A 12,290-nucleotide genomic window follows, 5' to 3' on the forward strand; every position below is an offset into this window, starting at 1 on the left:
TGCTGCTTTACGGATGTGGCGTACCCCTTGCGGGTGTTTCCGCCGAGCAGATGCAATCCATGGGTCCCCAACGGGGCTGTGGCCCCGTTGGGCCTGGCCGCCAAGGAGCGTTGGGAGCACCTGACCCGTCTGGTGGAGCTGTACAAGTAATTGATCACCAAAAAGACCCCCGGGCAACAGCCCGGGGGTCTTTTTATTCTGCCCTGTGAAGCAAAAAACAGGAACAATCCACTTATATGTATCATGCTTTAGTAAAATTATGGATTTGTAGCTGGGATATACCAAAAAGGACTGTAAAAATGAGCGTAGATGTGTTATATTTTTAGCGTCAGCAAATTTTGCCCCTGCATTGAGCACGCAGATCTCTGAAGTGGCAGGGGCTTTGTCATTCGGATCATATGTGAAAGGGAGAATTAGAATGGCACGGGAAAAATCGGACTCCGCGAACGTAAAAAAGACTGCGGCTGAAAAGAAGCCTGTGGAAAAGGAGATTCCCGCCGCAGTAAGCCCCGCCTCCACTGCGAAAGAGGCTGCGCCTGCCCCGGAAAAGACAGCCGCCGCAAAGAAAAAGATAGCTCCTGCTGCGAAAGAGGCTGAGCCCGCCCCAAAGGCGGCCCCTGCCGCCAAAGAAGCTGAGCCTGTCAAAAAGGCGGCCCCTGCCACGAAGGAAACTGAGTCTGCCAAGAAGACGGCTCCCGCGGCAAAGGAAGCTGAGCCTGCCAAGAAGGCGGCTCCCGCGGCAAAGGAAGCTGAGCCTGCCCCAAAGGCAGCCCCCACTACGAAAAAAGCGGAGCCTGCTAAAAAGACAGCCTCCGCCGCGAAAAAGGCCGAACCCGCCAAAAAGACGGCGTCCACGAAAAAGAAGACCGCCTCTGCCGACAAGCGGAAGGCAAAGGCTCCTGTGGTCGAGCCGGAAAGCACCCCCGCGGTGGCCGAGACTGCCCCGGTGATGGAAGAGCCCAACCTGCCCCGCCGGAGCGTGGCCTTCATCGGCTCGGAGTGCCATCCCTTTGTAAAGACAGGCGGTCTGGGAGATGTAATGTATGCCCTGCCCCGGGAGCTGGCCCGGCTGAACTGTGACGTCCGGGTGATCCTGCCCCGCTATGCCTGCATTCCCCAGGAGTATCAGAACAAGATGATCTACCGGGGCGAATTCTACATGGACCTGGGCAACACCGGCCGCAGCTACTATGTGGGGATCATGGAGTACATCTGGGACGGCGTGGTGTACGACTTTATTGACAACGAGGAGTTCTTCTCCTGGGGCAATCCCTACACCAATCTGGTGGACGATATCCCCAAGTATTGCTTTTTCAGCAAGGCCGCCCTGGCTGCCCTGAACTACATGAACTGGATTCCCGACGTGGTCCACTGCCACGACTGGCAGGCGGCTCTGGTGCCGGTGTATCTGCGTACCCTGTTTAAGGACTCCCCGGTGGGCCGGGCCAGATCGGTGATCACCATCCACAACCTCCGCTTCCAGGGCGTGTACAATATCCCCACCATCAAGTACTGGTCCGGCCTGCCTGACGAGGCCTTCGGCATGGGCGCCTTGAAGCAGGACTGGGTGGAGGCCAATATGCTCAAAGGCGGCCTGGCCTACGCCGACCGGATCACCACCGTCAGCGGTACCTACGCCTGGGAGATCCAGACCAGTGAGTACGGTGAGCGGCTGGAGGATCACCTGCGCTATCACAGCCACAAGCTCCGGGGCATCGTCAACGGCATTGACTACGGTATGTGGAATCCGGAGACCGACCCCGCCCTGGCGGAAAACTACGGTTTGGGCAACGTGCTTGACCACAAGATGGCCAACAAGCTGGCCCTCCAGAAGGAACTGGGTCTGGAGCAGGACACCGGCAAATTTGTCATTGGATTGATTTCCCGGCTCACCAACCAGAAGGGCCTGGATCTGGTCAATGCCATCGTTCCCCAGGTGCTGGACGGCAACACACAGGTGGTGGTGCTGGGTACTGGTGACAAGCAGTATGAGGACGCCTTCCGGGCCTATGAAGGGAGCTACAAGGGCACCTTCAGCGCCTGCATCCAATATGACGAGGGGAGAGCCCACCGCATTTATGCCGGTGCGGACGCCCTGCTGGTGCCTTCCCGCTTTGAGCCCTGCGGGCTGACCCAACTCAACGCCATGCACTATGGTACTCTGCCCATCGTTCGTGAGACCGGTGGACTGAAGGATACCGTAGAGCCCTACAACGAGTTCAATGGCGAGGGCAACGGCTTCACCTTCGACCGGTATGACGCCGGCCTGCTGCTGGACGCCATCAACCGGGCCAAGTCGCTTTACTTCAACAACCGTTACCATTGGGACGAGGTGGTCCAGCGGGATATGGCCAAGGACGTCTCCTGGGAGAAGTCTGCCCGCCAGTACAAGGACCTGTATCTGGAACTGACTCAGTGGTAAAGTTCTGAAAAGAAGAAATAGAAACCGGTGCATAAGAAAAGGCCCCCTGATGCAGTGTCCTGCATCAGGGGGCCTTGCTGTCAAAATGCTTGTGGCGGCATATGGGGAAAAGGGGCCTTAGACGTTGAAGCGGAAGAGGACGATATCGCCGTCCTTCATCACATACTCCTTGCCCTCGGACCGGACCAGACCCTTTTCCTTGGCGCCGTTTATGGAGCCGCAGGCCATCAGGTCGTCGAAGTTGACCACCTCGGCCCGGATGAAGCCCCGCTCAAAGTCAGTGTGGATCTTACCGGCAGCCTGGGGAGCCTTGGTGCCCTTCTTGATGGTCCAGGCGCGGCACTCGTCTTCACCGGAGGTGAGGAAGGAGATGAGGCCCAGCAGGGCGTAGCTGGCCTTGATGAGCCGGTCCAGGCCGGACTCGGCGATGCCCAGGTCGTCCAGGAACATCTTCTTCTCGTCGGCGTCCAGCTCGGCGATCTCGGCCTCCAGCTTGGCGCACACAGGGATGACCTGAGCGCCCTCCTTGGCGGCCAGATCCTCCACGATCTGGTAGTAGGCGTTGCTGTGGCAGTCGGCAAAGCCGTCCTCGTCCAGATTGGCGGCGTAGATGATGGGCTTCAGGGAGAGCAGCTCGGCGGTGGCGATGATGGCGGCGTCGTCCTCATCACACTCGAAGGAGCGGGCGGAGTTGCCGTCGTTGAGCCAGCCCTTCAGAGCGGTGAACACCTCCACTTCCCGCAGGTACTTCTTGTCGCCCTTGGCGGCCTTCTGGGCCTTGTCGATGCGGCGCTCCACCATCTCCACGTCAGCCATGATGAGCTCGATGTCGATGACGCCGATGTCCCCGGCGGGGTCCACAGGCACGTTGGTGCTGGTGTCGGCCACCACGTGCATGATGTTCTCGTCGTCAAAGCAGCGCACCACATGGACGATGGCGTCGCACTCCCGGATGTTGGCCAGGAACTTGTTGCCCAGGCCTTGACCCTGGCTGGCGCCCTTGACCAGACCGGCGATGTCCACGAACTCCACCACGGCGGGTGTGGTCTTTTTGGGGTGGTACATCTCACTCAGCGCGTCCAGACGAGCGTCGGGCACGGCCACCACGCCCACGTTAGGGTCGATGGTGCAGAAGGGGTAGTTGGCGCTCTCGGCGCCGGCGTTGGTAATGGCGTTGAAAAGGGTCGATTTGCCCACGTTGGGCAGGCCCACGATACCTAATTTCATATATCTCTACATCTCCTTAAAAAATGCTGTATTTACAAGGTTTTTCGCACTTTGGCGTTTTGACGGCTACGCCATTTTTACGCCATTTACGCATTGACTTGTATTGGATTATATCAACATACGCTGCTGAGCTGAAATTGCTTGACCGCCTGATCCAGCGTTTCATCGGTTACATGGACATATCGATCCATTGTTGTTTTGATGCTGGCGTGTCCCAGCAGCTTTTGCAGCACTTTCGGCTGCATTCCGCTTTCAATCGCACGGGTTGCGTAGGTATGGCGCAGCGCGTGCATACAAAAGCGGTTGATCCCCGCTTCATCGCAAAGCTTATAGAGGTGGGTATCATAGGAACTGTTTTTCGCCGGTTCCCCTGTGCGCCAGTTGATAAAGACCAGATCCCGCATCACAAGCCGGGAAGTAACGCCGGTGCGCCTATCCATGTATTCCAGCGTTTGTGACAGCAGCGGGGATTCTTTTCTGCTGCTCCGACTATCCCACACCTCTTTCAGAATGTCATACGCTTTATCCGTCAAAGGAATAGTGCGATAGCTCTGCTGAGTTTTGGGAGGACCAGCACGCCAAACTTTCTGTGCGTGACGAAACTCCAAGGTTTTGTTTACCGTAAGCGTTCGGCGCTCAAAGTCGATGGCATCCCATGTTAAGCCAATCATTTCCCCGGTGCGCAATCCCGTTTCGAGGATGAGCGCATACTGGTTATGATTGTGGGAGCGCCGTGCTGTTTCGAGAAATAGGCGCTGTTCCTCCCGCGTCAGATAGTGAATATCATCCACAGCGCGAACAGGCTTTGTAAACCGAACCCCATCCATGGGGTGCTTTGCAATCAGGTCGTTCATCTTCGCCGCCTTAAACATTGTCCCCATTGTGATGTATGCCTGGCGAATGGTGGAGCCTGCGTAATCCGCATCCATCTGGATGAACACCTTTTTGCAGTGCATCGGTTTTACATTGGCAATCAACATCTTCCCGATTACCGGCTGAATATTGCGGACATATCGTTCCCGGTAATTTCTGAGCGTGTTGGGTGCCAGATCCCCGACAATATTTTCAATCCAGAAATTGAACCACTCATCAACCGTCGTATCGGTAGCCACAAATACATCGTCATGCTTATCGGCGTACTTTGCGTCCTCAATCCAGTTCCGTGCCTCGGGCAGCGTCTGAAAATACTTCTCATGCCGCCTCCCGGCCTTATCAACAAATCGTGCGCTATACAATCCGTCCTTCCTTTGGTAGATACCCTTACCGCAGTCTTTTCCCTTGAGATTCTTTCCCATGGACAAGCTCCTTTCCCGCAGAGAAGAAAAGAGCACACTACTACAGTATATAGTATAACGCATGGTGCTCTTTTCCTCAAGGCTTCTCCGCGAATTTTTCAAATGTAATGTCAGATCACGAGTGCCTGACTGATGTACTGTTCAAATTCTTTGCGCTTCACTAATTTCTTGCTGCCCACAAAAAGTACGAATGGGCAGTTTGGAGAATGCAGCATACTGTCGATTTTATTGATTCCGATATTGCTGTACTCAGCGGCCTCCTTTGCCGTGAGTGTCATTTTCAGGTGGATCGGCACTTTGCCGATAGAATTTCGGCATTTTCAAACTGCCATCCGGCGGCGGGAATATCCCGAAATGCTTCGGAGCGGAGCATGGCAATCCGGTTCAGCCGTTCCAATTCCCGGTACTCTGCTTCACGCTGCGCCCGTTCCTCAGCCGCGCATTTGCAGGCAATCGGATGCTTGTCCAACCCATTTTTGCTGCACTGTTCTGGGAAATAGGCTTCCTTGGGCGTGTGACACTTGCCGCAATATTTCAGCCCGTCATCGGGGTTGATATAGTCCTCCGGGGCAGTGTTCAGGGTATCTGCTGCCTCAACGATTGCAGCCATGATTGGATTCACATTCACAGGCATTCTCCTTCCTCATAGGTCTCTGTGTGGTCGTAATTTTTTCCGGGCTTTGATTTGCCGTCCTCGTCCAGCCGCTTGTGAATTGTTGCGTAATGGTTGGCGTAGTGCTTTCCATTGGAAGCCATATAGGCCGATAACCGGTTGATATAGCCCTCATACTGGCTGGGATATGTAGTTTGCAGATCGGCCAATTCACTGTCCAAAAGAAAAACATTCTGAAATTGCCCAAAACAGCGGCGGGCGTTCTCCCTCTTTTTATTCTGGCTGGAATCTGTTTTCTTCTTCTCTTTCTTACTTGTGGGCAAATTTTGCCCCATACAAGGGGAAGATTCCAGCCCATCCATCAGGCAGATATTGCCCCCTGGACGGGAAGAAAGCTGCACCTCATCGGGCAGTTGCAGGAAAATGCGGTTTGCCCGGTTCCAGCCCTGCCGGATGCGGGTGATGAGGCCCGCATTTTCCAGCTCGGCCAGCGCGGCCTTGACCGTCCGCTCGCTCCGGTTCAGGTCATTTGCCATCTGCCGGATGGTGTAGATCACATAGATATCCCCATTCTCCGAAACCCAGCCGGATTTCTGAGAGAGCTGTGTGCGTCCCAGCAGCAGGGCATAGAGCAGTTTGGCATTGATTGAGTATTCTCCCCGAAGGATAAACCGAGGCGACGGCACGAAAGGCGGCAGCGGGGTATCGGTCTTGTAGTAGATGGTGCATCACTTCCTTTCTCCGACACAGGGCAACTAAGGCGGGTGGTGGGATCGTTTGGAGTGGTAATGCGGGCAGGCGATTACCGTTGCACGGAAACTCTGTTTGCAGTCGTGGATGCACCTGCGGCACAGGGCGTTATAGGCGATGCGCCCCCGGTCATTGAGAAAGAACGCCCATTCTTCTTTTCGCTTTTTACTCATACGCGGCATAGCGGCCTCCTGAAATTACAATTCCTTTCGCTGGGCTTCTTTGAGCAACGACCAAATCTCGGCTTGCCGTTCTTTCAGATCCGCAACATCCTCAGCGTAGAGATGCCCGGTGCTGTTGATGCGGCGGCAAATCTGGTTGATATTGCTGGCAGCCCGGCTGACGGATGCGGCCAGCTTTTTCTGCTGGGTGTAGTCCACCTTGATGATGTAGCCGTCGATTGCCATCTTGCGCAGATACGCACCTATGTTCTTGGTGCCAAGCTGTGCCATTTTGCTTTGGATGATCTGCCGCTCCTGTTCGGTGACGCAGAACTCGATGCGGACCGGCCTTGTGCGTTCAGTCATGTTGGTATTCGCCTCTTTCAAACTACAACGAACAGTTTTTCACGGATTGGGGGGTGTCGGAAAAAATATTTCTCCTCACTTTTCAACGGACAGTTTCGCGCAAAAGCTTGGTACCCGCTCAGAAAAAATTCCCTTTCACTTTACAACGGACATTTTCTCCGAAAAAAACAGGGGTCTGCTTGAAAAAAGAAAAAATAAAAATACTCCCGGCTTTGGAAAAAGCGGAAGCATCATGATTTGCAACTATGAGGTTTCAAAGAACAGCAAGCACAGCCGCTGTCCGTACACGGCGGCGAAATGAGCGTTCCGGCCAGTTAGCCGATTCGCTCATTTTCTCTTGTTGGGCGTACCCAAACCCCGTTAATCCCATATAGGGCCGTTGACTACTATCATAATATTGAATGCAATATTATGCGAATAGTTTTGCTTGCGTTGTTGACTATCATCATAATTTCGGGTATATTATTATCATGTTGTAGCGAGGTGAGCGGATGAACTATATGACGGAACTGGCCGCGATTGCGAATAAAAACGGCGGCATCATCGAAACGAAAACAGCGGCGCAGCACGGCATTTCCAAAGCGATGCTCTACAAACTTTGCAAGGCGGAAAAGATTCACCGCATCGTCAAGGGGCAATATGTTCTCCCGGAGGATATGCAGGACGAATTACTGTCCATCAGCCGCCGGTCGAAAAACATTATTTTTTCCCACGAGACGGCGCTGTTCCTTCACGGGATTTCCGACCGGACACCCTTTGAGCACACCGTCACCGCACCCTCCGGCTGCATCCCGTCTGCGGCCATCAAAGCGGAGTGCAAGGTGTACTACATCAAGCCGGAGCTGTTCGAGCTGGGCAAAACGATACTGCAAACGCCCGCTGGAAATCCCGTTCCCTGCTATGATCTGGAACGCACCATCTGCGATGTGATCCGCAGTCGCAATAAGATCGGGACGGAAACTTTTTTATCGGCGCTGAAACAATACGCTGTCAGCCCCAAAAAGGACTTGAACCGGCTGGATGAGTACGCCCGTCAGATGCGGGTGTCTGGTGTACTGCGTCAATATCTGGAGGTGTTACTGTGAGCAATGCCATGAGCCTGAAAGCGAAAATTCGCAACATCGCCAAGCAGAAAAATATCCCGGCGCAGGTCATTTTGCAGAACTATATGTTCGAGCGGCTTCTTGTCCGGCTTGCGGCCTCAGTATACAAAGACAAGTTTGTGCTGAAAGGCGGGATGCTGGTGGCAGCCATCGTGGGACTGGACAACCGGGCAACGATGGATTTGGACACCACACTGAAAAATCTGCCCCTGACCCCGGAGGCCATCCGCAGCGCACTGGAACAGGTGGCCGCCGTGCCCTTTGATGACGGCGCGACCTTCGAGGTGGAGAAAATCTCGCCCATCCGGGAGGATGACATCTACGGCGGCTACCGTGTGATGCTGAACGCCCATTTTGATACGCTGATTACCCCGCTGAGCATTGATGTGTCCACCGGGGACGCTATCACTCCCCACGCGGTGCAGTACCGGTTTTCAGAAATTTTCGATGACGAGAAATCCTACGAGCTATGGGCGTACAACATCGAAACCGTCATGGCGGAAAAGGTGGAGACCATCCTGCGGCGCGGCGTGTTCAACACCCGACCGAGAGATTTTTACGATGCTTACATTCTGGCAACCACACAGAAATTTGATAAGGCTGTGTTTGTCGAAGCGTTAAACGCCACCGCAACCCATCGCGGAACAGCTCATCAGATTGCGGATGTGTCCGCCATTCTGCACAACATCGAGAGCAGCCGGGAACTCAAAGCCATGTGGGAAAAGTACCGCAAGCAGTTTGCCTATGCCGCCCACATTGAGTACAGCCAGATCATGGATGTGCTGAAAACGCTGGTCGCCTGACAGCGGCCCAAACTCTATCGTATATCAAAGGCAGCTTTGCGTGAATCGGAGATATTTGCGAAGTGCTGCATGAAGAATAAGTTGTTCCCTAAGTAATGGAGATGAAGATATGGCCTATCAAAGCGAAGCAGAGCTTGAACTGCAATTCATAGATCAACTGAACAAGCAGGGATATAGTACCGTTTCTGTTCCCGATTATGATGCGCTGGTCGAGAACTTCAAAGCTCAATTTGAGGCGTTCAATGCAAATAAACTTGACAAGCCGCTCACAGATAAAGAATGGGAACGCATTCTCAATCTGATGTTGGGTAAGTCGGTTTTTCAAAGTGCAAAAATCCTCAGAGATAAATTTGTCTTGGAGCGCGAAGACGGGACGAAGGTGTATCTTTTATTTTTCGATAGCGATCACACCAAGAACATTTTCCAAGTTACACACCAGACCACAGTTATCGGAAAGTATGTCAATCGCTATGATGTGACTATCCTTGTCAACGGGCTTCCATTGATTCAAGTGGAATTAAAACGGAGGGGCATTGACATCCGAGAAGCGGTCAATCAGGTGATGCGCTACAAAAAGTATTCCTACAATGGGTTGTACCACTTCATTCAAATCTTTGTTGTTTCCAATGGCGTTGACACAAAGTATTTTGCAAATTCGGACAGAGAAATGCTGCACAGTCTTGCGTTCTTCTGGACGGACTTTGATAATGTACGGCTTACCAATTTGAAGGATTTTTCGATTGCCTTCCTTGCCCGTGACCACATTATCAAGATGCTGACTCGGTATATGATCCTAAACGATACGGATAAGCTGCTTATGGTCATGCGGCCTTATCAGGTGTACGCCGTTGAAGCCCTTGTCCGACAGGCAACTCCGACCAATCGCAATGCCTATGTTTGGCATACAACAGGAGCGGGTAAGACGCTGACTTCTTTCAAAACAGCGCAGATACTCGCAGCCAATCCCAACATCAAGAAGGTGATTTTCCTCGTTGACCGAAAGGACTTGGACTCTCAGACTACGGAAGAGTTTAATAAGTTTGAAAATGGCTCGGTGGATGCAACTGACCGCACCGATGTCCTTGTGAAGCAAATGCAGGACAAAAATCGTCAGCTTATTGTAACTACCATGCAGAAGATGGCGAACGCAGTCAAGCGCCCACAGTACGCAAAGATTATGGATGCGTATAAGGATGAAAAAGTTGTTTTCATCATTGACGAGTGCCACAGAAGCCAGTTTGGAGATATGCACAAGGATATTGTGCGGCACTTCCAGAAGGCTCAGTTCTTCGGCTTCACAGGAACACCCCGATTTGAGGTCAATGGAAAAGTCGAAGGTAAAATTACCCAAACCACAGAAATGCTGTTTGGTGAGTGTGTCCATAACTATCTGATCAAAGACGCTATCTTTGACAACAATGTCCTCGGCTTCCATGTGGAGTACATAAAGACGATGGAGGGCGATTTTGATTGGGATGATCCCACGCTGGCAGATGCCATTGATGTCAATGAGCTTTATCTGTCCGAAGAGCGTATGTCGCTCATCGCAAATCACATAGTCCAAAATCATAAAGCAAAGACACGGAACAGGCAATATACCGCAATCTTCGCCGTTTCGTCGATTGAGGCGCTGGTCAAGTATTACGACATCTTCAAGAGCATAAAGCACGACTTGAACATCTCCGGTATCTTCTCTTATGGACAGAACGAGGATGCAGAAGGCAAGGATGAGCACAGCCGCGATGCGTTGGAGCGGATCATCAAAGACTATAATGAGATGTATAGTACTAACTTCTCGACCGACACCTTCGCAGCCTATCACAAGGACATTTCTGACCGTGTGAAGGGTAAGAAGACAAAGCCGCTGGACATCCTGCTTGTGGTCAATATGTTCCTCACTGGCTTTGACAGTAAAACGCTTTCTGTTCTCTATGTGGACAAGGATTTGAAATATCACGACTTGCTGCAAGCCTATTCCCGCACGAACCGAGTGGAGAAGGAAACAAAACCATTTGGTATAGTTATCTGCTATCGGAATCTGAAAAAACAGACGGATGATGCGCTCACCCTGTTTTCAAAGACGCAGGACACTACGGGCATCATTGTACCGGATTATAACTTCTTTGTTGAGAAGTTCAATGAGATGGTTATAAAGCTCAAGGAGATCGCGGCCACTCCCGCTGCTGTGGACACCATGCAGAGCGAGGATGACCAGAAGCTCTTCGTTGTTACCTTCCGTGAGCTGACCAAGTATTTGCAATCGCTGCATACATTTATCGAGTTCAGCTTTGACCAGGATGCGCTCACAATGTCTGAGCAGGAGTATCAGGACTATAAGAGCAAATACCTGATGCTTTATTCCAAGCAGAAAACAGACCGTGAGGTTGTCTCTGTTCTGAACGATGTGGACTTCTGCATTGAACTTATGGAGAGCGACCGTATCAATGTCGCCTACATCATGAATCTCATTCGCAACATCCACTTTGATGACGCGAAGCAGAAGGACTATGACATCAAGCACATCAAAGATGAACTGGGCAGGACGGACAACCCGCAGTTGCTCAAAAAGGTTGAGATCCTACAATCGTTCTTGGATACGGTTGTCGCCGGACTTAACAGTGCCGATGAAATTGATGCTGCCTACAATTGTCTCCAACAATGAGTTTCACGCCGTCCAGGCCACGGCCACGCAGCCATTGGAAGAAGCTGACCCAGCTGGCTTTGTCCTCTTTCATGCCCTCAGCGGCACCCAAAACCTCACGGTATCCGTCCTCATTAACGGCAATCGCTACCAAAATGGCTACATTTTCAAACTCACCGCCCCAGTTGCGGCGCAGGTAGATCCCATCCACATAGACATACGGATACCGCCCACCTTGCAGAGGACGGTTCCGCCAATCCTCAATGTGGACATACGCTTTCTTGTTCAGCTCACTGATGGTGGAGGGAGAGACTTTGCTGCCCCAGAGGGCCTCAGTAATGTCCTCCACACGCCGGACGGATACGCCTGCCAGGTACATCTCGATGAGAGCTTCTTCCACACTGCTCTCCCGGCGGCGGTACCGCTCAATAATGGCGGTTTCAAAAGAGATACCCTTGAGTTTCGGCACCTTGAGGGTGACATCCCCGGAAGTCGTGGTGAGATTGCGGCTGTAGTGGCCGCTGCGGTAGCCCTGGCGCTGTTCGTTGCGCTCATACCGACCAGCCTGAGTCAATTTCTCCGCCTCGGCCTCCAGCAGCTCGTTGAGGGTTTCCTCCACACTGCCTCGCACCAACTCCTTGAGCTGCCCCTTGATAACTTCTTCATTTAGCTGTACAATCTTTTCCGACATGGTTTGCTGTCTCCTTTCAGAATGGTGTGTCGCGACTTCATTCTACCAGAGATCTGCAAACCATGTCTCCTTTTATCCACTTTTCAATTTGCGAAACTTATTGGACCTGTTGACAAAAGTCCCAAATACCCCATTCCCATGGTATAATTGAAATAAGGGAGGAATGGAGCATGATGGGACGGCAAAGCGGTCAAATGAGTATGGTGATTCTGGATATA

The 12,290-nt window shown here is 52.4% G+C and carries 12 protein-coding genes and 2 pseudogenes; 6 read left to right on the forward strand and 8 right to left on the reverse strand.

All coding sequences use genetic code 11. The features are described from left to right. Window positions 1-15 precede the first annotated feature (15 nt). Together B5G40_RS17495 and B5G40_RS14895 are read left to right on the forward strand one after the other, a co-directional pair. On the forward strand, window positions 16-150 hold the full coding sequence (locus tag B5G40_RS17495) for a hypothetical protein (RefSeq protein ID WP_275533062.1): 135 nt from the start codon (window positions 16-18) through the stop codon (window positions 148-150). A 328-nt stretch (window positions 151-478) separates the two neighbouring features. Further along, the gene (locus tag B5G40_RS14895; protein WP_242959455.1) at window positions 479-2,422 is read left to right on the forward strand and encodes a glycogen synthase; all 1,944 of its coding nucleotides are present in this window, start codon (window positions 479-481) and stop codon (window positions 2,420-2,422) included. Between the two features lie 117 nt (window positions 2,423-2,539). Here the strand turns inward: B5G40_RS14895 and ychF are convergent, their stop codons facing one another. The 7 genes and pseudogenes from ychF to mobC form a co-directional block, all read right to left on the reverse strand. Further along, entirely contained in the window at window positions 2,540-3,649 is a 1,110-nt protein-coding gene (ychF, locus tag B5G40_RS14900; RefSeq protein ID WP_087400377.1) for a redox-regulated ATPase YchF, read from the reverse strand. Between the two features lie 113 nt (window positions 3,650-3,762). After that, the gene (locus B5G40_RS14905; RefSeq protein ID WP_087400379.1) at window positions 3,763-4,944 is read right to left on the reverse strand and encodes a tyrosine-type recombinase/integrase; all 1,182 of its coding nucleotides are present in this window, start codon (window positions 4,942-4,944) and stop codon (window positions 3,763-3,765) included. A 110-nt stretch (window positions 4,945-5,054) separates the two neighbouring features. Beyond that, window positions 5,055-5,222: an excisionase gene (locus B5G40_RS14910; protein WP_242959458.1), complete on the reverse strand. Its 168-nt coding sequence runs from the start codon at window positions 5,220-5,222 to the stop codon at window positions 5,055-5,057. A gap of 176 nt (window positions 5,223-5,398) precedes the next feature. Continuing rightward, a pseudogene (locus B5G40_RS17545) lies at window positions 5,399-5,554 on the reverse strand (DNA replication protein); the annotation flags it as partial. Between the two features lie 14 nt (window positions 5,555-5,568). Next, window positions 5,569-6,243, reverse strand: a complete 675-nt coding sequence (locus B5G40_RS14920) for a replication initiator protein A (protein ID WP_158099553.1) — start codon at window positions 6,241-6,243, stop codon at window positions 5,569-5,571. Between the two features lie 69 nt (window positions 6,244-6,312). After that, window positions 6,313-6,480, reverse strand: a complete 168-nt coding sequence (locus B5G40_RS17045; RefSeq protein ID WP_162614487.1) for a hypothetical protein — start codon at window positions 6,478-6,480, stop codon at window positions 6,313-6,315. A gap of 24 nt (window positions 6,481-6,504) precedes the next feature. Further along, the gene (gene mobC / locus B5G40_RS14925) at window positions 6,505-6,834 is read right to left on the reverse strand and encodes a plasmid mobilization protein (RefSeq protein WP_087400387.1); all 330 of its coding nucleotides are present in this window, start codon (window positions 6,832-6,834) and stop codon (window positions 6,505-6,507) included. Here mobC and B5G40_RS16770 point away from each other — a divergent pair. The 4 genes from B5G40_RS16770 (at window position 6,833) to B5G40_RS14940 (ending at window position 11,402) form a co-directional block, all read left to right on the forward strand. Beyond that, entirely contained in the window at window positions 6,833-7,135 is a 303-nt protein-coding gene (locus tag B5G40_RS16770; protein WP_143383440.1) for a hypothetical protein, read from the forward strand. The two genes, mobC and B5G40_RS16770, sit on opposite strands and share 2 nt — an antisense overlap. Before the next feature lie 190 nt (window positions 7,136-7,325). Further along, the gene (locus B5G40_RS14930; RefSeq protein WP_087400389.1) at window positions 7,326-7,919 is read left to right on the forward strand and encodes a type IV toxin-antitoxin system AbiEi family antitoxin domain-containing protein; all 594 of its coding nucleotides are present in this window, start codon (window positions 7,326-7,328) and stop codon (window positions 7,917-7,919) included. Then, window positions 7,916-8,740, forward strand: coding sequence for a nucleotidyl transferase AbiEii/AbiGii toxin family protein (locus B5G40_RS14935; protein ID WP_242959456.1), 825 nt, complete (start codon window positions 7,916-7,918; stop codon window positions 8,738-8,740). Before B5G40_RS14930 ends, B5G40_RS14935 begins: the two co-directional genes overlap by 4 nt. A 109-nt stretch (window positions 8,741-8,849) precedes the next feature. Then, the gene (locus tag B5G40_RS14940) at window positions 8,850-11,402 is read left to right on the forward strand and encodes a type I restriction endonuclease subunit R (RefSeq protein ID WP_242959457.1); all 2,553 of its coding nucleotides are present in this window, start codon (window positions 8,850-8,852) and stop codon (window positions 11,400-11,402) included. Here B5G40_RS14940 and B5G40_RS14945 read toward each other — a convergent pair. Further along, a pseudogene (locus B5G40_RS14945) lies at window positions 11,389-12,072 on the reverse strand (IS256 family transposase); the annotation flags it as partial. The gene B5G40_RS14940 and the pseudogene B5G40_RS14945 sit on opposite strands and share 14 nt — an antisense overlap. Window positions 12,073-12,290: the final 218 nt, after the last annotated feature.

This window comes from Flavonifractor sp. An9, from assembly GCF_002161245.1.
GTDB lineage: Bacteria > Bacillota > Clostridia > Oscillospirales > Oscillospiraceae > Flavonifractor > Flavonifractor avicola.